Raw genomic sequence first — 20,677 nt, 5'->3', positions numbered from 1 at the left:
ACCGCCGCGCGCCGGGGGCGGCCCACGGGCGTCGAGGGGCGTTGTCAGTGGCTGCGTCTAGCGTCGAACGGGTGGTCGACACACGGCGTGTTCACCACGGAGGGGAGAGCCATGTACCGGCAGGGAGACGTGCTCGTCGTGCCCGTCGCCGAGAGTGCGGTGCCCGCGCATGTGAAGGGCGCGGTGGGGGAGCCGCGGGACGCCCGGGGCCGGCTGGTCCTCGCGCTCGGCGAGGTCACCGGCCACGCCCACGCGATCCCCGGCCCGGGCCGGCTGGTCCGCGAGCCAGGGCCCTTCGGCCCGCTGCTGCTCGAACTGCCGGAGGGCGGACGGGTGGTGCACGAGGAGCACGCGCCGATCCCGCTGCCGAAGGGCTGGTACCGAGTGGTGCGACAGCGGGAGTACACGCCGGGCGCGTTCCGGATCGTCGCGGACTGACAGGGGGAGAGATGAACGGGAGAGCGACGACGGTGGTGGGGACGTCGGTGGACAGGTGGCGGGCCGCGGCGGCCGCCACGGGGGCGGCCGACCGGCCGGCCGCGGAGGCAGGGGTGCGGCTCGCCTACCGCACGGCCGGCCTCGCCGCGCCGGAGCGGATCGTCTGGGCGGACTCGCCCCGGGCGGCCGTCAGGGCCGTACGCGAACTGGCCGACGCGGGAAGGTCCGTGCGCGAGGAGGTCCGCACCCGGCCGTGGGCCGAGGAGCGGCGCCGGGTCCACGACGAGCTGGGGCCCGGCGGCTGGACAGCCCTGTGGTCGAGCACCGGGGCACGGCTCTGGGACACCACGCGCGCGCTCGCCGACCGGATACGGGCCGCCGTGGTGGACGACCTCGCCCCGGCCCCCGGTGAGGCCGCGGCGGTGCGCCAGGTACTCCTCGACGCCGTCCTGGGTCAGCACGACGCCGCGTGGCTCGCCGCCTTCGACGGCAGGGGGGAACGCCTCGCCGGGCTCGCCGCGGTCGCCGAGCAGGCGGGCTGGTGGTGGCCGTACGAGAAGGTGGTCGTCCTGTGCGAACGCCCCCTCGAGCTGCACCGGGACGAGGCCGGGCGCCTGGACCGGGGCGACGGGCCGGCGCTCGCCTACGGCGACGGTTTCGCGTTGTACGCCTGGCGGGGAATGGCGGTGCGGGCGGAATTCCTCGCCGAGCTCGACGGACTCACCCCGGAGCGGATACGCGCCGAGGAGAACGCCGAACTGCGGCGCGTGATGCTGGAGTCCTTCGGATACGACCGTTACCTGTCCGAGTCCGGTGCCCGGCCGGTGGACCGGGACGACACCGGAGTGCTGTGGCGGATCGAACTGGCCGGCGACGAGGACGTGGCCATGGTCGAGGTGGTCAACGCGACCCCGGAACCGGACGGCACGTTCCGCACGTACTGGCTGCGGGTGCCACCCGAGACCCGGACCGCTCGGGAGGGGGTCGCCTGGACGTTCGGGCTCGCGGCGGAGGTGTACGAACCCCTCGTCCAGACCTGAGCGGGTGACGGGGCAGGAGTGGCGCGCGGGAGGCGGGGCCGTGGGGTGCTGGGATGTGCGCGACGCCGGGCGGCTTTCCGGCCCGGGCCATCGCCCCAAGCCCCGACGACCCTCGAAGGGACCGCCTGTGAGGACCAGTCATCTCCCGAGCAGCCCTCTCCCGGCGCCACCCGCCGGCTCTCCGCTCCTCGTCCGTCCAGGCATCCGTCCAGGCGTCCGGCCGCTCGGCCGGGCGCTCGCCGCGGGCGCGGTGCTCGGCGCCCTGGCCCTGGCCTTGGCCCTGGGCGGCGCGGCGCCCGCCCTCGCACTGACCCCCGGCCCCGTGGCGCCCGCCACCACCGTGCCCGCCGCGATGCCCACCGCCGCGACCGCCACGGCACCGGCGACGATCACGGTGACCGGCACCGGCCGGGCCGCCGCCGCGCCCGACCTCGCGGTCCTCTCGGTCGGCGTCGAGGTGGCACGTAAGACCGCCAAGGAGGCCGTGGCCGCCCAGCGCACCACCGGGGAGGCGCTGCTCGCCGCGCTGCGGCAACAGTCCGTCGCCGACCGCGACATCCGTACCCACAGCCTGTCCCTCTCGCCGGTCTACACCCAGACCGCCGACCCGGAAGCCAAGGTGACGGGTTATCAGGCCGCGCAGTACTTCTCCGTGAAGGTCCGGGACGTCGACAGGGCGGGCCAGGTCATCGGGGCGGTGACCGACGCGACGGGGGACGCCGGCCGGGTCAACGGCGTCTCCTTCGACGTCGCCGACCCGAGCGCGCTGCGTGCCGAGGCGCGCGAGATCGCCCACAAGGACGCGCACGACACGGCGGCTCAGCACGCGCGGCTCAGCGGGCACCGGCTCGGCCGCCTCGTGTCGCTGACCGAGGGCGAGAGCGTACGGCCCGGCCCCGGAACGGCGCCCGGCATGCCGGCCGACTCACCGGCGGCCCCGCTGGCCCCCGGCGAGATCGAGGAGCAGGTGACGGTCACGGCGGTGTACGAGCTGCTCTGACCGACGGCTCACCACCCACGGCCCGACAGCCCAAGGCGTCCGGGACTCGGTAGGACGGGGCGTGCCGGGTTCCGGGACGGTTCCGGCAGATCCCGCCCGGTGCCCCCTGCCGCCGCACCCGCGCTATTTTCCGGTCGCGTCCCCGGGTCGGGTGGCCCGCGACCCGGCGCCGTCCAGGGACGGCAGGCCGAGCTCCCGGGCCAGCGCGGCGTCCGCCCACTCCAGCATGGCGGCCCGCGAGAGCGACCCGGCGTACGCGGTCATCTGCACGGCCAGACCGTCCAGGAAGGCGGTCAGCCGCCAGGCCGCCGCCGCCGGATCCGGGCACGGGAACTCACCCGCCTCCGCCCCCTCGGCGATCACCTGGGTCAACGCCGCCTTCCACTGCTGGTCGAGAGCCCCGGCCACCTCGCGCAGCGCCGGTTCCCGCAGGCAGGCCGCCCAGCCCTCGATCCACAGCCGCCAGCCCTTGGCCTGCCCGGTCGGGGCGTACCAGCGGACGGCGGCGCGGAGCCGGCGCAGGGCCGTGGTCCGCCGCCCGATGAGGCGCCGCAGATGCGCGAGGTCGGCCTCGGCGGCGTAGGCGAAGGCGGCGGCGACGAGCTTCTCCTTGGTCGAGAAGTGGTAGAGCACCAGCGCGTTGCTGACGCCGAGCACGGAGGCCACATCGGCGATCCTGAAGGCCGCCACGCCTCGTTCCTCGATCTGTTCGACGGCGGCCCGGAGCAGTTCCTCCCGCCGTTCCGCCACGCTCAACCGCACTCTCGCCACAGCGGTCAGCGTACACAGCGCCTGACAAGAGCATGATCATCGAAACGGGGCAGAGTGCCAGGTACCGGGAGCCGGCCGTGCGACCGACCCGGGCGGCTTCGGCCGGGTCAGTACCAGCCGTACCGCTCGGCGATCTCCGGCAGCCGCTCCTCCACGAGCGCGTGCGCCGCCGCGCGCGGAGTGCTTCCGTCCGCTTCGGCCCGGTCCAGCATCCGGCCCACCAGGGACCGCATGGCCCGCCGGATGTGCGCGAAGGCCTCGTCGGCGTCCGCCCCGATGTCGCCGAAGAGCGTCCACCACCACCAGGCGTTGGTGCCCGAATTGACGACGACGTCCGGGAGCACGACCACCCCACGGGCGGCGAGCAGCTCCTCGGCCGCCGGAAGGACCGGCATGTTCGCCGCCTCGACGACCCACCGCGCCCGGATCCGCCCCTGGACCCCGGTGTCGATCGCGTACGAGACGGCCGCCGGAACCAGGACGTCCGCGTCCGCCGACAGCCAGGCGTCACCGGCCTCCTCCCGGTCCCCGGGCCGCAGCGCCGCGCGGTCCACGGCCCCGTGCCCGTCACGCGCCGCGAGGAGGGCCTCGACGTCGAGGCCGTCCGGGTTGGCGATCGTGCCCTTCACGTCGGCGACCGCCACCACGGTGAGTCCGGCCCGGTCGAGGAAACGGGCGGTGGCCCCGCCCATGGTGCCGAGCCCCTGCACCGCCACCCGCGTCCCGGCGTACGGCCTGCCCGCCCGGTCCAGCGCCACGAGGACCGACTCCGCGACCCCGCAGCCCCCCACGAGCTCGTCCAGCCCGATCCCGTCCACCTCCACCGCGAAGGCGTCGGCGAGCCGCCTCCGGGCCTCCGCCTCGTCCTCCAGGAGCGGGTACACCGCCTGGACGGAGGAGACGAGCCCCGCCTCCGCCGCCGCCCGGTCGACCAGGTCCTGCGTCAGCCCCAGGTCCTCGCCCGTGGTCCAGAAGCGCTCGATGTACGGCCGCATCGCCCGCAGGTAGCGGACCAGCACGCCGTACGCCTCGGGTGAGCGCGGGTCGCAGTCGATGCCGCCCTTGGCGCCGCCCAGCGGGACGTACCGGCTGCTCGGGTCGTAGTGCAGGGCCTCCTTCATGGTCATGCCCCGGGCGAGGCCCGCGACCTCCTCGGCGGTGCAGCCCTCCCGCATCCGCAGCCCGCCGCTGGCCACCCCGCGCACCAGCCGGTCGACGACCAGATGGCCGCGGCGTCCGGTCACGTGGTCGGTCCAGTCGACGGACAGCAGGGGTGCGGCGCTCATGGGGATACTCCGTGATTCGGCATGACGCGGTGTGACTCGAACGTGACGCGGCGATAGGCGGTACTGAACAGCGGTTCAGTATCACCCATCGCCCCGCCGGGAGCGGGGCGGGCCGCCCATAATGGAACGACATCGACCCTCAGGAGGCCCCGTGACCGGCACCGGCTCCGACCACTCGCTGCGGGCTCGCCTGCGCGCCCTGCGGCCCGAGGCGTTCGGCGCCGACCCGGCCGGGGAGCGCCTGGCGCGCATCCGGCGCTCACCGCACTTCGCCGACGGCGTCTTCCGGAACCCCCAGTCCGCCCGGACCCGGCCGTCCGGCTCCACCGTCGAGTTCGCCAAGATCTACTTCCAGAAGGAGGCGCGGGCACGCCGGGCCCCCACCGGCACGATCCCCGTCCACCCGACCACCGTGGCCGACCTCGCCAAGCCCCCGGTCTCGAGCCTCCGCGTCACCTGGATGGGGCACTCCAGCGTCCTCGCGGAGATCGACGGCCACCGCGTGCTCTTCGACCCCGTATGGGGCGACCGCTGCTCGCCCTTCCCCTTCGCCGGCCCCAAGCGGCTGCACCCCGTGCCGCTGCCGCTCGCCGCGCTCGGCCCGGTCGACGTCGTCGTGATCTCCCACGACCACTACGACCACCTCGATCTGCCCACGATCAAGGCGCTGGCCGCCACGGACACGGTCTTCGCGGTCCCGCTCGGCGTCGGCGCGCACCTGGAGCGCTGGGGCGTGGCCGCCTCACGCCTGCGCGAGCTGGACTGGAACGAGTCCACCGAGATCGGTGACCTGCGGCTCACCGCGACCCCCGCCCGCCACTTCTGCGGCCGCGGTCTGCGCAACACACAGCACACCCTTTGGGCGTCCTGGGTCGTCGCCGGCCCGGACCACCGGATCTACCACAGCGGTGACACGGGCTACTTCCCCGGCTTCGCCGAGATCGGCGCCGCGCACGGTCCCTTCGACGTGACCATGATCCAGATCGGGGCGTACAGCGAGTTCTGGCCCGACATCCACATGACGCCCGCCGAGGGCATGCGCGCCCACCTCGACCTCCAGGGCGGCAGCCCGCACGGAGTGCTCCTGCCGATCCACTGGGGCACCTTCAACCTGGCCCCGCACGCGTGGGCGGAGCCCGGTGAATGGACGAAGGACACGGCCGAGGAGGCCGGCCAGGCGGTGGCGTTCCCTCGTCCTGGCGAGCCGTTCGAGCCGGCGGGGAAGTTGCCCTCCGGCGCCTGGTGGCGCGGGGCGTCCCAACCGGTCGCTCACCCGTGGCGCCGGCCTCAGCCGGCGCAGGCCCCCGCCGAGGCCCCCAGGCACGATCTCGACCTTGCGGGTGATCGGTGACGCCGAGCGAGGATGGCCTCGGCGGGCTCGTGCGCCTGCTGACACGTCTTCCGAGCGAAGAGCGAGACCGCCGGATGCGTGCGCCGACGGCGCGCCCCGCCGGGAGCGTTCGGCAGATGCCCAGCAGTTCAGGTTCTCGCCGACACTGAAGAGACCTCTTCCAGTTGTCGTCCGAACCCGCGTCGTGGGCAGCAGAGCCAGCAGGCGAAGCTGCCGATCATCATGGCTATGCCGGCGGGGTTCTCAGTCTCCTCGGCGGCAGCGAGGACGTGAGCAGGTCGAATTCAACGTTCGCACAGCGGGGCGGAGGAGAGATCCGGCGCGGGGAAGATGGGGAAAGCCCCGGAGGGATGCCGGTGAGTGGGGCCGTCAGCCCTGGTGGGTTTCTCCGAACTCGGCGGCAACGTTCTCCCGCGAGGGGAGCAATATCGGTTTGGCCCGCACACCGGATGCGTGGGTTTCATCCATGGTGTCCGGAGTCCGCCCACACGTGAAGCTGTCGAACCTGTGGAGTGCCTGGCTGATGTGGACCTGCACATCGCGATGGATCCTGATGACCGTCCGTCCGTTCGGCGGCCGGCGCGGAGGCGGGGCGGGTCCGGGGGCCGGTTGACAGGGGGTGCTGACTAACCGCCAGTTCATGTTCATTCCTGCCCCTTGGCGATTCCGGTCAGGGCAATGGCTCCGGACTGGAACAGGCCATGGAAGCGCTGTAATTCCAGTCAGCGCTGCGGATCCAGGACCACGGCACCAGCCCCCACTCTGCGAGGCCGCGACCAGCAGTCGACAGTGTCGAATCCTGAACCTCAGCACGTGCATGCGTACGGGCCGTTCGTGCCGGAAACGAAAGGGCCGTCTCTCGAGCCGTGCAGGCCTGCATCCTGGGCAGATCTCGCCTACGCCCTTCGCCCCGCCGCGTAACGGTGGGACGAAGCGGCCAGGCTCGAATCAACCAGCAGCATCTGTAAGGGGGTTGGAGCCCCCCCGTCGCCGCTGACGGTCAGTCAGCCATGTGCCCGGCCAGTCGTGGTGGTGGCTGAAAAAAACCGGCAGATGTGAACGCATATTCGATGTAGCGTGCCGCAGATCACGCCGGGGGGCGTCGTTCTCCTCGGCCCGTGCTGACCGGGAGAACACGTGAAACGTAGACTCGTATCCTTAGCCCTCGGAGCAACCGTGCTGACGCTCGTGCTGGGGATCACCCCCGGCGCTGCCGCACCTCAGCCCGACGGCCCCACGCCCTCGCAGTCCAGGCAGGAAACGGTCGCCCCGTACACGGCCATCGACCGCTCCGCCTGGACCGTGAAGCCCGGACCGCTTCCCGCCGGACTCGATGCCACCTCCCCGGCCGACGACGTCATACCCGTCGTCGCGGAACGCCTCCACGAGTTGGGGGCGGCCCGCGGATTCGCCCGCCAGGAAACCGACTACCCGGGCCGGGCGATCACCGTCCTGTGGAAGGGCACGCCCCCGGTCGACGTCACCGCCTACGCCGACAGCCGCCCCTACGGCGTCACGGTCACGATCCGCACCGGTGCGAAGTATTCCCGCGCAGAAGCCGAAGCCGCCCGTACGCGGTTGCTCAACCACCCCGCCGCTGCCCGCCTCGGCGTCACCTGGAGCGAGCTGAACGCCGACGGCAGTGGCGTCACGGTGGGCGTCGCCGCCCGTACCCGGGCCGCCGTCGACCCCATGCCCGAGCTGCGCAACGCGGCCCGCATCCCGGACGTCGCGCTGAGGCTCGGCGTCGAGAGGGTCGCCGGCGACGCCCTGTTCTCCCGGGGCAACGACTCCCCGCCGTGGAAGGGCGGTATCCGCACCGTCCACGGCGGCAGCCTGTGTTCCACGGGATTCGCCGTGCTGGCCGGGTCCACGGGAAAACTGCTCAGCGCGAGCCACTGTGACCGCTCCGGAAACCTGGCCGTGCGGGACGGGGCCGGGCAGACCATCGCCCCCGGCGGGGCGTCCGTCGCCACGATCGACAGCATCGACTCGATGCTGATCGACCCGTCCGACTCGCCCGCCACCACGCCGCGCATCTTCCGTGGTGGCCACTCTTCCACCTCCACATCGCTGGTGAAGGGCTGGTACTCCAACTGGCCGGGCGACCCGGTGTGCTCCTCGGGTGCCAGCACGGGCGAGCACTGCGGCACCGTCTATGACGACTCCGACGTCTACGTGGACGAGAACGGGGTGAGGGTCGGCGTCATTCAGGTCGCGGCCCCGGCCGGTCAGATCATGGGCGGCCAGGGCGACAGCGGCGGCCCGATGTTCAAGAACGTGACCGGCGGCGTGCAGGCCCGGGGGATCCTCATCAGTGCGGACACCACGACGGGCCCCATGACCTACTCGTGCGGTTCCGTGGCCCCCGACGCCTCGGGCATCAAGTGCTCGCGGTGGGTCAACTACGTGCCGGTCAGCACCGTTTTGAACACGTGGGGCGTGTCGCTGGAAGTCGGCTGATACGCGGCCGTGCCGCCGTACGGAACCCGTGCGGCAGCAGGGCCGTCCCACTCGGGAGCGCACACCAGTCGTGCGTCTGGCGAACGGACGGGATGCGATGAGAGACCAGCTCGACATGCGGACGAGAAGGACCGCGCACCGTGGCGTAACGGCCGTGGCGGGAATCCTGCTGCTGGCGGGGGTCACCGGCTGCGGGTTGCTCACCGACGAACCTCCGGCGGACCAGACACCGAAGACGGCCCCCGTCAAGGGGAAGACGACCGGCACGGCCAAGAACCCCGAGATGCCGCCCCGGATGATCCTGCGTGGAAAGGACGACCCCACGGCCGGCCTGCTAGCGCTCCTCCCGGGAACGCTGGTGGTCACGGACAAGAACTGCATAGCCGTGAAGTCGGAAACCGACGGAGGAACCGTTGCCCTCAACTGGGGCCACGGATGGACGTCCAGGGTCGAGGACGGCAAGGCCGTCGTCTACGACGGGCGCGGAAAGGTCTTCGCGAGAGAGGGCGACAAGGTGACCCTGGGCGGAGGGGCGTCCTCACGGTTCGCTGACCACCCGTGCGCCGGACACAACATGTTCGCGGTCAACAACGCACCCACCGAGAGGTAAAGCCGCGGCACACCGAGGGCCGCCCTTCTCCTCACGGATGCTGTTGGTTGATTCGGGCCTGGTCGCTTCGCCCCGTCGTCACGCGGCGGGGCGAAAGTGCTTCCAAAGCGCTGGTGCACGTCCATGCGTGGGGTCGGCCGGTGAGTCAGGCGTTGACGCGGCCGAGGTACGACCGTCGTGGTCACGTACGTGACCAGGCGCACGGGCCCGGGGTCGCCTTCGCGCCACCGGGCGCGCCTTCGAGACTCCCCGCACCCCGACCCGTGAGTGCGTGCGGTACAGCCCTGACCCCGGCGTCCGCCTCCTTGGGCGGCCTCCCGTCGGGCCGGTCGAATCGCGCCAATGGCCTCCGTGCGTGCCGACGTTGACGCTCGGTCACCTGTTCGTGCCCTGATACGATCATCGCGCTTGCGGGGGCGGCGGATGGCGCAAGAGGGCATCGACAACCACGACGGCCATCCGGGCGGTGCCCCCCCGGTACGGACGGTTCCGCCGGTCCACCCGCATGGACGGATGTCAGCAGCCGACCGTCAGTCGCCTGAAGAGAGTCTTATGACGCATTACGCACAGAACCCAGTGCTCTGGGCCCTCCTCGTCGCCGTCTGCGGCGCGGTCGCCGTCATCGTTCGCCAGCGCAAGGCGACGCGGGCCCTACGGCGTGAGATCGAAGAGACCAAAGCCCATTACACCGAGCTGGAGAACGGCTTCTCGAAGTCCGTCGAGGCCGAGAAGGAGCGAGCGCAGGACGCGACGAAGTCCGTCCTGAAGTCCGCCATGCGGACACTTCAGGGCCTCGCCGCCGAACAGCAGTCCGTCATCTCCGGACTGCAGAGCAAGTACGGCGAGTCCGTCATCCTCCAGGACCTGCTGGAGATCGACCACACGAACTCCCAGTTCGGACGGCGCGCCCAGTCCATCGCCGTGCTGTGCGACGGCTGGCTGGGTCGCCAGCGTGACGTCGCCTCGATCTACGACGTGGTCCGCAGCGCGCAGGGCAGGATCCGTCACTACCGGCGCGTGGAGATCCTTTCGCAGGTCGACTTCGGCATCACCAGCCGGTCCGTGGAGCCGGTGGCGCTGGCCCTCGCCGAGCTGCTCGACAACGCCACGAGCTACTCCAGCCCGGACACCGTGGTCGAGATCAACATCCGCACCGTGCCCAAGGGTGTCTGCATCGTCGTCGACGACGCCGGTGTCGGCATGAACGACGAGGAGAGGGCCAAGGCCACGAAGCTCCTGTCGACCGAGCGGGTCTCCGGCGTCTCGGGGCTCGGCAGCCCCCCGCAGTTCGGCTTCGCGGTGATCGGCGTGCTCTGCGAGCGCTTCGGCTTCGAGGTGTCCGTGGACTCCACGTCGCCGTACGGAGGCGTCCGCGCGGTTCTCCTCCTGCCGCACGACCTGCTCACGGCCATGCCGGAGAAGAAGGTCCCCGCGGCGCCCGTCCCCGCCGTCTCCGGCACGGACCCGGGCGGCCCCGAACCCGCCGTGAGCACGGCCTCGACCGCCGACGGACTGCCCCAGCGCCGCCGCAAGCGGCCGATGGCCATCGTGCCCGGCGGCACGGCCACGCCCGCCCCGCACCGCTCCGGCGCGGAAGCCGCGGCGATCATGGGCGCCTTCCAGCGAGGCACGCAGTCCGGGCGGGCCACCCGCCCGGACCCGGCGGATCAGACGAGCAGCACACGTGATGCGAGCAGCGAAGGGCATGAGATCTCGTGAACGACGATCTGTCATGGATGCTTGACAGCGCCTTGGAGATACCCGGGGCGCTGCACGCGGTCCTGGTCTCCGCCGACGGTCTGCTGATGGCCCGGACGAAGGACTTCGACAAGGACAACGCGGACACGGTCGCCGCCGCGATGAGCGGTGTGCAGTCCCTCAGCCGCTCGCTCGGGTTCTTCGTCGACGGTGGCCACCTGCGGTGGCGGCAGACGCTGGTCGAGTTCGACGGCGGCTGGGTCTTCCTGATCTCCGCCGGCGAGGGCGCCTACCTCGGTGTCTCGGCCTCGCCGGACGTCGACATGCAGGACATCACCTTCCGGATGCAGCAGCTCGTCGGTCAGCTGGGCAAGGCCCTGACGACGCCGCCGCGCGAGAACCTCGGCGTCCGCTCATGAGCGGCTTCGACGAACTGGAGTCCGAGGCCGCCGCCTTAGTCCGCCCGTACGTCATCACCAAGGGACGCGGCCTGCCCGACGAGGAGCAGCTGTCCCTGATCACCCTGGTCACCGCGGCGGGCGACCACCAGCAGCGCCCGACCCGGCTCTCGCCCGAGGAGCAGGGCCTGCTCGACCTGTGCACGGCCGGCTATCTCTCGGTCGCCGAGATCGCGGGTCACACCCGCCTGCCGATGGGCGTGGTGAAGATCCTCCTCTCCGCGCTCACCGAGGGCGGCTACCTCATCACCCGTCCGCCCGTGCAGCGTGCCCAGCTCGCGGACCGAGACATCCTCGAGGAGGTGCTGAATGGGCTACGCACCAAATTTGGGTGAACAGGCGTACGTCCGTGGCGGAGCGACGCAGATCGCGGTGAAGATCCTGGTCGTCGGCCACTTCGCCGTCGGCAAGACGACCTTCATCGGTGCGATATCGGAGATCCCTCCGCTGTCCACCGAGGAGACGATGACGGCCGCCGGCGAGTCGTTCGACGACCTCAAGGGTGTCCGCGGCAAGACCACCACCACGGTGGCCATGGACTTCGGCCGGCTGACCATCAGCGATCGCGTCGTGCTGTACCTGTTCGGAACGCCCGGTCAGCAGCGCTTCGTCCAGATGTGGGAGGACATGGCGCGCGGCGCCCTCGGCGCGCTGGTCCTCGTCGACCCCGAGCGGCTGGCGGACTCCTTCGCCGTGATCGACCTGATCGAGCAGTACGGACTCGACTACGCGATCGCCGTCAACCGCTTCGACGGCACGGCGGACCGGGAGGAACGGGCGCTGCGCGAGGCGCTGGACCTGCTCGACGACACCCCGGTCGTCGCCTGCGACGCGCGCGACGAGCGGTCGTCCGCCGACGCGCTGATCACCCTTGTCCGGCATCTGCTGGACCGCGCTCACTAGGAACCGACATGGACGCTCAATCCCCCACCCCCGTGCCCCCGCCCGGGTGCCCCGCCCACGCCGACGGCGCCCGGGTACCGCTGTACGGCCCGGAGTTCGCGGCCGACCCGCAGGCGTACTACTCCTATCTGCGTCACTTCGGTCCGACCGCGCCCGTGGAGCTCGCCCCGGGGGTGGAGGCCACCCTCGTCACCGACTACGCGACCGCGCTGCAGCTCCTCCAGGACTCCGGCTCCTTCCGCAAGGACGCGCGCCGCTGGCGGGATCTCAACGAGGGCCGGATCAGCCCGGACAATCCGGTCGTGCCCGCGCTGGCGTACCGGCCGAACAGCATGTTCAGCGACGGCGCCGAGCACCTGCGCCTGCGTCAGGCGATCACGGACAGCATGGCCCGCGTCGACGCGCGGAAACTGACCCGGACCACGGACCAGGTCTCCGAATACCTCATCTCGCAGTTCGGCGCACGCGGCTCCGCCGATCTGCTCGGTGACTACGCCAGGCAGCTGCCGCTCTTCGTGTTCAACGAACTCTTCGGCTGTCCCGCCGACATCGGTGACCGGGTGCTCTTCGGCATCACCGGCATGTTCGACGGCATCAACGCCGAGCGGGCTGTCGAGGTCCTGTTCGGGGCCGTCGGCGAACTGGTCGCCCTCAAGCGGGCCAGGCCGGGCGACGACGTCACCTCGTGGCTGATGCAGCATCAGGCTCAGTTGACCGACGAGGAGATGGTCCATCAGGTGGCCCTGCTCCTGGGTGCGGGCACCGATCCGCTGGGCAACCTCATCGGCAACACCCTGCACCGGCTGCTCACCCACGACCGGTACGCGGACGGGGGCGGTCTGATCGACGAAGCGCTCGACGACACCCTCTGGGACAACCCGCCCATGGCCAACTACGCGGCGCACTACCCCGCCTCCGACCTGGAGTTCGCCGGGCAGAAGTTCCTGGCGGGTGATCTCGTGCTGGTCAGTTTCGCGGCCGCGAACACGGGGCCGAAGCTTTCGGCCGCACGCCAGGCCGGCAGCAACCGGTCCCATCTGGCGTGGAGTGCGGGCCCGCACGCGTGCCCGTCGAAGGAACCCGCGCGGCAGATCACCGTCACCGCCATCGAGAACCTGCTCAACCAGCTCCCCGATGTCGAACTGTCCGTACCCGAGGACAGCCTCGTCTGGCGCCCGGGCCCGTTCAACCGAGGTCTCGCCACGCTGCCCGCCCGGTTCACCCCGGTGGCGGCCGTGCGCCGCACCGGTACGCAGGCACGTAGCGAGGAGTCCGTGCCGGCGCAGGCGGCGGAAGCGGGCCGCAAGCGTGAACGCGGCGGAATGTGGAGCCAGTTCCTCACCTGGCTGGCCAAGTGACGGACGCAACTCCCTCGGCCCCCCGACCCTCGCATGATTGATCAGCCACGGGGGTAGTGAGCATCGCGTTGTTCTGGCGTGCTTACGAGGCGAAGGAGGTGCCGTGGAGCACATATCCACGGATGCCGGTTTCATTCATGCTCCCATCGGGCTCGGCTCCCTCGATACCCGCCCATCCGGGCGGGTATCTTCTTGGGCGCTCAGCCGACGTACGGAGACACTCGGCGGTCACGCGGCGAGACAGGTCCTGCGGCTGTGCGAGGCCGTGGGGCTGAACGGGGCCGACTCCGCCGAGTACGCGCAGACGCTGCTCACCGTGCTGGGCCCCGCCGCCGAGCGGCCGCTCGATGTGCCGCCCGAGGAGACCTTCCTCTCCGACGATCACACACCGGTGGAGTTCTCGCTCGCCTTCGTCCCGCAGGCGGTCCCGACGCTGCGGGTGCTGCTGGAGCCCGGTTACGGCGCGGGCGGCCTGGCGGAGAACGGGCGCGTCGGGCTCCGGGTCGTGCGCGAGATGGCGGGGCGATGGGGGTTCGGCACCGAGCGGCTGGACGAGCTCGAGGACCTGTTCTTCCCTCCCGAGCCCGAGGGGCCGCTGGCTCTCTGGTGCGCGCTGGAGCTGCTGCCCGGCGGGGTCCCCAGGGCCAAGGTGTACCTGAACCCCGCGGCGTCCGGGCAGGAACGTTCCGCCGCCACGGTGCGTGAGGCACTGCGCCGGCTCGGCCACCGCCAGGCGTTCGCGGCGCTGCCCGAGGGCGACCGCCCTCTGTTCTTCGCCCTGGACCTGGGGGACTGGGAAGAACCCCGGGCGAAGGTCTATCTCGCGCACCAGGATCTGTCGGCAGCGGCGGCGGCCGGTCTGACCCGCCTGGGCGGCGGCCGGGGGCGGACGGAGATCAAGCGGTTCTTTCGCACGGCGGCCGGGCACGACCTCGGCCTCGGCGCGGAGGCGTTCGACACCGACGGCTTCGACGAGGACGTACCGCTCGACCGCCGTCCCGGCCTGAGCTGCCATGCCTTCACCGAGAGCGGGACCGGTCTGCCCAGCGGGTTCACCCTGCACATCCCGGTCCGCGACTACGCCCGCCACGACGGGGAGGCCCTCGACCGGGCGACGGCCCTGCTCCGCCGCCACGGCATGGACCCGGCCCCGCTCGTCCGGGCCCTGTCCGCCGTCACCTCACGTCGGCTCCAGGACGGCGTGGGGCTCATCGCGTACCTGGGACTCGTCCAGCAGAGGGGCCGGCCACCGCGGATGAACGTGTACATCTCCTCGGAGGCCTACGAGGTGAGGCCGCCGGTCACCGTGGCCCCGTCGGTCACCGTGGCCCCGTCGGTCACGGTGGCCACGCCGGCCCCTCGGCCGGAAGCCGTCCACTGAGGCTCACGCGCCTCCCGGGGCGAGATCCGAAGGCAGGCCCTACGCGTCCTGCAACTCCCGCAACTCGCGGAGGTACGGGCCGACATCCACCTGGATGGAGGCACCCTCGGTCCGCCCGTAGCGCTCCTCGACACGGCTCAGGTACGCGCTGATCTCCTCGCGCATGGCGTCCGCCGACGGCAGGGCGACGTCGCCGTCGACGATCCGCGCCACCCACCGCGCCTGCGCTTCCACCAGACGCGTGATCGAGCCCACGGGACGGATGAGACCGACGAAGTACAGCCCGGGCCGGTCGGCCGCGACCACACGTCTGTACAGCTCGACCGCCCCCTGCCCCGCCGGACACCCGGCGGGCAGGAAGGGGAAGGCCATGCGGAACCCGGTGCAGAAGACGATGGCGTCCGCCTCCTCGGAGGTCCCGTCGGTGAAGGACACCGTGCCGCCGTCCAGGGCGGCGATCGCGGGCCTCGGGACCACCCCGCCGTGCCGTATGCGGCTGAGGATCTCGTCCGAGATGGTCACCGCCGAGGAGAAGACGGGGTGGTCGGGCTCGGGGAGGCCGTAGTCCGACAGCCGTCCCCGGGCCACGAGCAGCGCCTGTTCGACGAAGCTGCGCTGCTCGGCGAAGGACATCTCGTTCCACCACGGCGCGTCGGCGATCAGGTCGACGGACGTGCCGAAGAGCTGCTTGGGGACGACGTGCAGTCCCCGGCGGACGGAGAGCACGGTGCGCGCGGCGTGCCGGGAGAGATCCACGGCGATGTCCACGCCCGACGCCCCCATCCCCACCACGACGACCCGCTGCCCGGCGAAGTCGCTGCCGTCCTGGAAGTCCATCGAATGAAGAATCCTTCCGGCAAAGGACTCGGCACCGGCGGGGAGCGGATCGGGCAGCGCCGCCTCCGTGTTGTGGCCCGAGGCGACGATCACCTGCGCGAAGCGCCGCTCCCTCTCCACCCCGTGCACGTCCCGGCTGACCACCGTCCAGCTGCCGTCGCCACCCTGCCGTACGGAGAGCACCTCCGTGCGCAGTTCGATGTGCGGCAGCAGTCCGGCCCACTCGGCGAAGGAGCGCAGATAGGCGGCGACATCGCTGTGGCGGGGGTAGAGAGGCAGTTCGTCCGGCATCGGGAAGTCGGCGTAACCGGTGAGCTGCTTGGCGGTGTTCAGATGCAGCGACCGATAGGCCGGCCCCCGCTCGCCCGCTCCCGGCCGGCGCCAGATCCCGCCGACATCCGGTGACTTCTCCAGGCAGACGTAGTCGATTCCCCTGACCGCGAGCGCGTGGGCGCTCGCCAGCCCCGACAGACCCGCACCGATGACGCACACGGTCGCGGCGGGGGGAACGTCACGTGACCCGTCCAAGGAAGCCTCCACAGAACACCATCCGTCCTCGCGCCGGGCGTCGCCCGCAACGGATGTCGCGGCGGTCCCGGCGCACCGGGAGCCTCACGATACCGATCGGCTTTCGCAGGTGGGTGGCGTGGTTCCGGTCGTACGGACAGTCACACCGGCGGTCCGGACGCCGGGGCGAACGCAGCACCCGCGAACGCGAATTCGAAAGCCGAAAAGGTGGCTGGAAAGAGGCGTACGCGAACGGCCCGCGGCGCTCGCGGCGGAGCGCGCACCTCCTCGCGCGGGGCCGCGCCGGCTGATTCCGGTCAGGGGCCGATTCCGTGGCAGGCGGAGGCGTGTACGTGCCTCGATCCTCTTCCGCTCCGGTGGGCCCACACGGCCCCACCGGGTTTCGGCCATGCGTTCTCGGCCGGTCGTGCGAAGGGTGATACCAGAGTCGGGCGCTCTCCGGGTAAGTTTGCCAACTGCGCACCGCACATGAACGGTTGACGACTACAGTGTGTGGTTGGTGATCATCGGTAGGCTCATCAGACCCACGTAGGACACTCCCGTAGTACGCCGATTCCTGGGCACGTACCAAGGACACTCATGTCTCAACTTCGCGCACCCGCCGGGCGGTCCGAACGCCGTGAGGGCGGGCGGCACGGCCGGTCAGGCGCCCGTCCCGTTCCCGCGGGGACTTCCACCCCCGCGCAGAATCCCGCGCCGCTCCTGCCGGAAACGCGCATACGCCCCCTACTCCTGCGTACCTCCGTGCTTCCGGCGATCGCCGTGGCACTCGGCGGCGCGGCCGCCGTCCTCTTCACCATCCGCTCCACCGGAGCCAGCCCCTCACCCGGACTCTGGGCGGCGCTCACGGGCGCCGCCGCCCTCACGGTCGCCTCCGTGACCGCGGCCGCGCTCGGCGCCGACCGGGCGGCCAAGTCCGTGCTCGACCGCTGCAACGCCCTGCGCCGCTCCAGCGCCCGCGGTCAGAGCGAACTGCGGACGGTCGTCGAGCAGCTGCGCCGCGGCGAAGGCGTCCCGGCCCGCCAGGTCACCCCGCCGGCCGGTGCGTCCGGCGACGAGTTCGACCTGCTCGCACAGGAGCTGAACCGCTCCCACGAGGCCGCCGTGGCCGCCGTGGTGCAGGCGTCCCGGCTCTCCAGCAGCGTCGGCAACGAGCAGAAGGTCGAGGTCTTCGTCAACCTCGCCCGCCGTCTCCAGTCCCTCGTGCACCGCGAGATCCAGCTCCTGGACGAGCTGGAGAACGAGGTCGAGGACCCCGAGCTGCTCAAGGGCCTGTTCCACGTCGACCACCTGGCGACCCGCATCCGCCGCCACGCGGAGAACCTCGCGGTCCTGGGCGGCGCCATCTCCCGCCGTCAGTGGTCGAACCCCGTCACGATGACCGAGGTGCTGCGCTCCTCCATTGCCGAGGTCGAGCAGTACCCACGCGTGAAGCTCGTCCCGCCGATCGACGGTACGCTGCGGGGCCATGCCGTGGCCGACGTCATCCACCTCCTCGCCGAACTGGTCGAGAACGCGACGCTGTTCTCCGCTCCGCACACCACGGTGCTGCTGCGCGCCCAGTACGTCACGGCCGGCCTCGCCATCGAGGTCGAGGACCGCGGCCTGGGCATGCCGGTCACCGAGCAGAACAAGATGAACGCCCTGCTCGCCGACCCCGATCAGGTCAACGTCGCCCATCTGCTCCAGGACGGCCGCATCGGCCTCTTCGTGGTCTCCGCGCTCGCCCGGCGCCACGGCATCGCGGTACGCCTCCAGTCGAACATCTACGGCGGTGTCCAGGCCGTGCTCGTGCTGCCGCAGGGACTCCTCGGCGCCGACCCGGAAGGGCTCGCGCGCAGCCAGGGTCAGGCGGGAGCCGCAGCCGCGGGCCAGGCGGCCCCGGCGCCGCAGGTGTCTCAGCAGGCGGCGCCTCCGGCGGTCCACGCGGGCCCCGCGGCCCAGGGGCGCCCGGCCCAGGCTCCCGGGACGCTTACCCCCGGGACGCACTCCACCGGGGCGCCCGCGCCGGTCCCCGCCCCCGTACCGGCGCAGGCGCCCGCGCCCGCCCACGCGTCCGCGCACCCTCCCGTACGGCCGCCGGCCCACGCGCCGGAGCCCGCTGCCGCACCGCAGCACCGGCCGCTGACGTACACCACCTCGGCACCCGCCCTCCCGCTCCAGTCGGCCGAGGCGGGGACACCCGCTCCGGGCGGACCCGCGTACGAGGCGCCCCTCCCCGTACGGGGAGAGCACGCTGAGCGTGCCCGCCCAGGCAACACCCCCCAGGCCCCCCGCCCCGAGGCTCCGGGCCGCCCCCTCCTCCCCAAGCGACGGGCCCAGGAGCACCTCGTCCCGCAGCTGCGCGACGAGCCCGTGGCCCGCCGGGCCGAGGAGCACGCTCTGCACGACCCGGGTCTCATGGCCGCGTTCCAGCGCGGCATCGGACTCGCCGAATCCCAGCCGTCCCCCCATGAACCGCTGCGTCCCGGTGACGCGCACAAGGAGTAGATGCACCATGGCGAGCAATGCGCCGAACGGCCATTCCTCGGATCTCGACTGGCTGCTGAGCGGTCTGGTCCAGCGGGTCCCGTACACCCGCAACGCGGTTCTGCTCTCCTCCGACGGCCTGGTCAAGTCGGTCCACGGCCTCGACACCGACGCGGCCGACCACATGGCCGCGCTGGCCTCCGGGCTGTACTCGCTCGGCCGCAGCGCCGGCGCGCGGTTCGGCGACGGCGGTGAGGTGCGGCAGGTGGTCGTCGAGCTCGACTCCACCCTGCTGTTCGTCTCCACCGCGGGATCGGGCACCTGCCTGGCCGTCCTCGCCGGGCGCGAGGCGGACGCCGCCGTTCTCGGTTACGAGATGGCGATGCTCGTCAAGAGCGTCCGGCCGTATCTGATCACGCCCGCGAGACAAGCGGCGGGCGCGGCGGGCAGCACAGGGCAGTGAGCGTGACGTCCCCTCAGGAGGGGCCCTGGCTCGACGACGCGGCCGGGCGGCTGATCCGCCCCTACACCGTGAGCGGCGGCCGGACCCAGCCCACCACCGCGCTGGACCTCCTCTCCATGGTGATGGCGACCGGCTCCTCACCGCAGCCCCACATGGGTCCGGAGCACAGCCTGGCCCTCGGGCTGTGCGACGGACCCACCTCGGTGGCGGAGATCGCGGCGCACTTACGGCTCCCGGCGGTCGTCACCAAGGTTCTGCTCTCCGACCTCGTGGACTGCGGGGCGCTGACCGCCCGGGCGCCCCGCTTCCATGCCAACCCAACCGACCGTTCCTTGCTGGAGGCAGTGCTCGATGGCCTACGACAACGGCTCTGAGCGCCACGAGAGTTTCGCGACCGACCCGTTCCCCACCGCGCTCAAGATCCTGGTGGCGGGCGGCTTCGGCGTGGGCAAGACGACCTTCGTGGGCGCGGTCAGCGAGATCGAACCGCTGAGCACCGAAGAGCTGCTGACCCAGGTCAGCGCGGCCACCGACAGTCTGGAGGGCGTGGAGTCCAAGACGACGACGACGGTCGCGATGGACTTCGGGCGCATCACGCTCGACGACCGGAACGTCCTGTACCTGTTCGGGACCCCGGGCCAGGAGCGCTTCTGGTTCATGTGGGACGAGCTCTCCGAGGGCGCCCTCGGCGCGGTCGTCCTCGCCGACACCCGGCGCCTCCAGGACTGCTTCTCCGCCGTCGACTTCTTCGAACGGCGCGGCATAGGATTCGTCGTGGCGGTCAACGAGTTCGACGGTGCGTACCGCTATGAGCCGGACGAGGTACGGGCCGCGCTCGACCTCAAGCCCGAGGTGCCGGTCGTGCTGTGCGACGCCCGGATCTCCAGCGCCGGCATCCGCACCCTCCTCACCCTCGTCCAGCATCTGCTCACCACCATCCCGGCCGCCGTGCCGAGCTACGGAGCACCGTCATGACCTACGACCCGACCGGTCATCTGCTGCTGACCCCCGTCGACCGGGAGGCGCCCGCCCGTGTGCGGCGCCTGCGGGAACTGGGGATCGGGGAGCGGCCGGAGGCGGCGTTCGACGAGTTCGCCCACCGGCTGGCGGAGGTGACCGGCGCCCCGTACTCGATGGTCAACTTCATCGACGAGAACCGCCAGTTCTTCGCCGGGCTGCACACCCCGGCCGGCACGCACTCCGGCAGCGACCTGGGCGCGGCGGCGGCGGGCGCGAACGTCGGCCGCTTCATGGCCCGTGACCACGGCTACTGCCCGCACGTGGTGGTGCGCCGCAAGGCGCTCGTCCTGGAGGACGTCTGTGACTACCCGCGGTTCGCGGGGAACCCGGTGGTGGACGAGATCGGCATCCGTTCCTACATGGGCGCGCCGCTGATCGACCGGACGGGCATAGCGCTGGGGACGATCTGTGTCGTCGACACCGATGTACGACCGTGGGGGCGGGCCGGGCTGGAGACGATCAAGACGCTCGCGGCGGAGCTGGTGGAGCAGATCCACCGCCGCGAGGAAGGACTGATCTGACGCACGGGACGCCCCGGGACGGCTGCACGGCCGACCGGGGCGCTTCTGTGTCTGTCGTGTGTGTCTCCGCGTTCCGCCGGGA

Annotated in this window: 20 protein-coding genes; 17 read left to right on the top strand and 3 right to left on the bottom strand. The window is 71.8% G+C overall.

Annotation, left to right across the window (positions count from 1 at the left end; all coding sequences use genetic code 11):
• The first annotated feature begins 111 nt into the window (after nucleotides 1-111).
• From ACZ4VW_RS21600 to ACZ4VW_RS21590, 3 genes are all read left to right on the top strand, one after another.
• On the top strand, nucleotides 112-438 hold the full coding sequence (locus tag ACZ4VW_RS21600) for a hypothetical protein (protein ID WP_467964721.1): 327 nt from the start codon (nucleotides 112-114) through the stop codon (nucleotides 436-438).
• 11 nt (nucleotides 439-449) lie between these two features.
• Entirely contained in the window at nucleotides 450-1,478 is a 1,029-nt protein-coding gene (locus ACZ4VW_RS21595; RefSeq protein WP_467964719.1) for a DUF6745 domain-containing protein, read from the top strand.
• Between the two features lie 127 nt (nucleotides 1,479-1,605).
• On the top strand, nucleotides 1,606-2,478 hold the full coding sequence (locus tag ACZ4VW_RS21590) for an SIMPL domain-containing protein (RefSeq protein ID WP_467964717.1): 873 nt from the start codon (nucleotides 1,606-1,608) through the stop codon (nucleotides 2,476-2,478).
• A gap of 123 nt (nucleotides 2,479-2,601) precedes the next feature.
• On the opposite strand, the gene ACZ4VW_RS21585 is transcribed toward ACZ4VW_RS21590, so the two are convergent.
• Nucleotides 2,602-3,249 carry a TetR/AcrR family transcriptional regulator gene (locus tag ACZ4VW_RS21585; RefSeq protein WP_467964715.1) on the bottom strand — a complete coding sequence of 216 codons (648 nt, stop codon included), beginning with the start codon at nucleotides 3,247-3,249 and terminating at the stop codon, nucleotides 2,602-2,604.
• 107 nt (nucleotides 3,250-3,356) lie between these two features.
• A complete protein-coding gene (locus ACZ4VW_RS21580) occupies nucleotides 3,357-4,535 on the bottom strand; it encodes a Glu/Leu/Phe/Val dehydrogenase dimerization domain-containing protein (RefSeq protein ID WP_467964714.1) in 1,179 nt (392 codons plus the stop codon).
• Between the two features lie 151 nt (nucleotides 4,536-4,686).
• Between ACZ4VW_RS21580 and ACZ4VW_RS21575 the strand changes: the two genes are divergently transcribed.
• The 9 genes from ACZ4VW_RS21575 (at nucleotide 4,687) to ACZ4VW_RS21535 (ending at nucleotide 14,757) form a co-directional block, all read left to right on the top strand.
• Nucleotides 4,687-5,886, top strand: coding sequence for an MBL fold metallo-hydrolase (locus ACZ4VW_RS21575; RefSeq protein WP_467964712.1), 1,200 nt, complete (start codon nucleotides 4,687-4,689; stop codon nucleotides 5,884-5,886).
• Nucleotides 5,887-7,062: 1,176 nt separating this feature from the next.
• On the top strand, nucleotides 7,063-8,349 hold the full coding sequence (locus ACZ4VW_RS21570) for a chymotrypsin family serine protease (RefSeq protein WP_467964710.1): 1,287 nt from the start codon (nucleotides 7,063-7,065) through the stop codon (nucleotides 8,347-8,349).
• Between the two features lie 97 nt (nucleotides 8,350-8,446).
• The gene (locus ACZ4VW_RS21565) at nucleotides 8,447-8,959 is read left to right on the top strand and encodes a hypothetical protein (RefSeq protein WP_467964708.1); all 513 of its coding nucleotides are present in this window, start codon (nucleotides 8,447-8,449) and stop codon (nucleotides 8,957-8,959) included.
• 552 nt (nucleotides 8,960-9,511) lie between these two features.
• Nucleotides 9,512-10,678 carry an ATP-binding protein gene (locus ACZ4VW_RS21560; RefSeq protein ID WP_467964706.1) on the top strand — a complete coding sequence of 389 codons (1,167 nt, stop codon included), beginning with the start codon at nucleotides 9,512-9,514 and terminating at the stop codon, nucleotides 10,676-10,678.
• Nucleotides 10,675-11,076: a roadblock/LC7 domain-containing protein gene (locus tag ACZ4VW_RS21555; protein ID WP_355115089.1), complete on the top strand. Its 402-nt coding sequence runs from the start codon at nucleotides 10,675-10,677 to the stop codon at nucleotides 11,074-11,076. Before ACZ4VW_RS21560 ends, ACZ4VW_RS21555 begins: the two co-directional genes overlap by 4 nt.
• The gene (locus ACZ4VW_RS21550; protein ID WP_467964704.1) at nucleotides 11,073-11,450 is read left to right on the top strand and encodes a DUF742 domain-containing protein; all 378 of its coding nucleotides are present in this window, start codon (nucleotides 11,073-11,075) and stop codon (nucleotides 11,448-11,450) included. The genes ACZ4VW_RS21555 and ACZ4VW_RS21550 overlap by 4 nt, the downstream gene beginning before the upstream one ends.
• Nucleotides 11,425-12,018, top strand: coding sequence for a GTP-binding protein (locus ACZ4VW_RS21545; RefSeq protein WP_467964702.1), 594 nt, complete (start codon nucleotides 11,425-11,427; stop codon nucleotides 12,016-12,018). Before ACZ4VW_RS21550 ends, ACZ4VW_RS21545 begins: the two co-directional genes overlap by 26 nt.
• A gap of 8 nt (nucleotides 12,019-12,026) precedes the next feature.
• Nucleotides 12,027-13,376 carry a cytochrome P450 gene (locus tag ACZ4VW_RS21540; protein ID WP_467964700.1) on the top strand — a complete coding sequence of 450 codons (1,350 nt, stop codon included), beginning with the start codon at nucleotides 12,027-12,029 and terminating at the stop codon, nucleotides 13,374-13,376.
• Nucleotides 13,377-13,479: 103 nt separating this feature from the next.
• Nucleotides 13,480-14,757 (top strand): tryptophan dimethylallyltransferase family protein, encoded by a 1,278-nt coding sequence (locus tag ACZ4VW_RS21535; RefSeq protein WP_467964698.1) that lies wholly within the window; start codon nucleotides 13,480-13,482, stop codon nucleotides 14,755-14,757.
• Between the two features lie 39 nt (nucleotides 14,758-14,796).
• Here the strand turns inward: ACZ4VW_RS21535 and ACZ4VW_RS21530 are convergent, their stop codons facing one another.
• Nucleotides 14,797-16,122 (bottom strand): flavin-containing monooxygenase, encoded by a 1,326-nt coding sequence (locus ACZ4VW_RS21530; protein ID WP_467964696.1) that lies wholly within the window; start codon nucleotides 16,120-16,122, stop codon nucleotides 14,797-14,799.
• A 579-nt stretch (nucleotides 16,123-16,701) separates the two neighbouring features.
• On the opposite strand from ACZ4VW_RS21530, the gene ACZ4VW_RS21525 reads away from it, so the two are divergent.
• Genes ACZ4VW_RS21525 through ACZ4VW_RS21505 form a run of 5 tightly spaced genes read left to right on the top strand, consistent with a single transcriptional unit; the run spans nucleotide 16,702 to nucleotide 20,595 of the window.
• Nucleotides 16,702-18,612, top strand: coding sequence for a sensor histidine kinase (locus tag ACZ4VW_RS21525; RefSeq protein ID WP_467964694.1), 1,911 nt, complete (start codon nucleotides 16,702-16,704; stop codon nucleotides 18,610-18,612).
• Between the two features lie 7 nt (nucleotides 18,613-18,619).
• Nucleotides 18,620-19,054, top strand: coding sequence for a roadblock/LC7 domain-containing protein (locus ACZ4VW_RS21520; RefSeq protein WP_467964692.1), 435 nt, complete (start codon nucleotides 18,620-18,622; stop codon nucleotides 19,052-19,054).
• Between the two features lie 2 nt (nucleotides 19,055-19,056).
• Complete coding sequence (locus ACZ4VW_RS21515; RefSeq protein ID WP_355115101.1) at nucleotides 19,057-19,428, top strand: DUF742 domain-containing protein; 372 nt, start codon at nucleotides 19,057-19,059, stop codon at nucleotides 19,426-19,428.
• A complete protein-coding gene (locus ACZ4VW_RS21510; protein WP_385139232.1) occupies nucleotides 19,406-20,029 on the top strand; it encodes a GTP-binding protein in 624 nt (207 codons plus the stop codon). Before ACZ4VW_RS21515 ends, ACZ4VW_RS21510 begins: the two co-directional genes overlap by 23 nt.
• On the top strand, nucleotides 20,026-20,595 hold the full coding sequence (locus ACZ4VW_RS21505) for a GAF domain-containing protein (RefSeq protein WP_467964688.1): 570 nt from the start codon (nucleotides 20,026-20,028) through the stop codon (nucleotides 20,593-20,595). Before ACZ4VW_RS21510 ends, ACZ4VW_RS21505 begins: the two co-directional genes overlap by 4 nt.
• Nucleotides 20,596-20,677 lie beyond the last annotated feature (82 nt).

The organism is Streptomyces sp. NPDC029139 (genome assembly GCF_055564335.1).
This window is presented reverse-complemented; position numbering and strand designations above follow the sequence as displayed.

Excerpts from the sequence above, each read along its gene's own strand:
- ACZ4VW_RS21510 (WP_385139232.1), top strand. The coding sequence starts at position 19,406 with ATGGCCTACGACAACGGCTCTGAGCGCCACGAGAGTTTCGCGACCGAC.
- ACZ4VW_RS21520 (WP_467964692.1), top strand. The coding sequence starts at position 18,620 with ATGGCGAGCAATGCGCCGAACGGCCATTCCTCGGATCTCGACTGGCTG.
- ACZ4VW_RS21560 (WP_467964706.1), top strand. The coding sequence starts at position 9,512 with ATGACGCATTACGCACAGAACCCAGTGCTCTGGGCCCTCCTCGTCGCC.
- ACZ4VW_RS21525 (WP_467964694.1), top strand. The coding sequence starts at position 16,702 with ATGTCTCAACTTCGCGCACCCGCCGGGCGGTCCGAACGCCGTGAGGGC.
- ACZ4VW_RS21545 (WP_467964702.1), top strand. The coding sequence starts at position 11,425 with ATGGGCTACGCACCAAATTTGGGTGAACAGGCGTACGTCCGTGGCGGA.
- ACZ4VW_RS21540 (WP_467964700.1), top strand. The coding sequence starts at position 12,027 with ATGGACGCTCAATCCCCCACCCCCGTGCCCCCGCCCGGGTGCCCCGCC.
- ACZ4VW_RS21565 (WP_467964708.1), top strand. The coding sequence starts at position 8,447 with ATGAGAGACCAGCTCGACATGCGGACGAGAAGGACCGCGCACCGTGGC.
- ACZ4VW_RS21595 (WP_467964719.1), top strand. The coding sequence starts at position 450 with ATGAACGGGAGAGCGACGACGGTGGTGGGGACGTCGGTGGACAGGTGG.
- ACZ4VW_RS21505 (WP_467964688.1), top strand. The coding sequence starts at position 20,026 with ATGACCTACGACCCGACCGGTCATCTGCTGCTGACCCCCGTCGACCGG.
- ACZ4VW_RS21580 (WP_467964714.1), bottom strand. The coding sequence starts at position 4,535 with ATGAGCGCCGCACCCCTGCTGTCCGTCGACTGGACCGACCACGTGACC.
- ACZ4VW_RS21550 (WP_467964704.1), top strand. The coding sequence starts at position 11,073 with ATGAGCGGCTTCGACGAACTGGAGTCCGAGGCCGCCGCCTTAGTCCGC.
- ACZ4VW_RS21600 (WP_467964721.1), top strand. The coding sequence starts at position 112 with ATGTACCGGCAGGGAGACGTGCTCGTCGTGCCCGTCGCCGAGAGTGCG.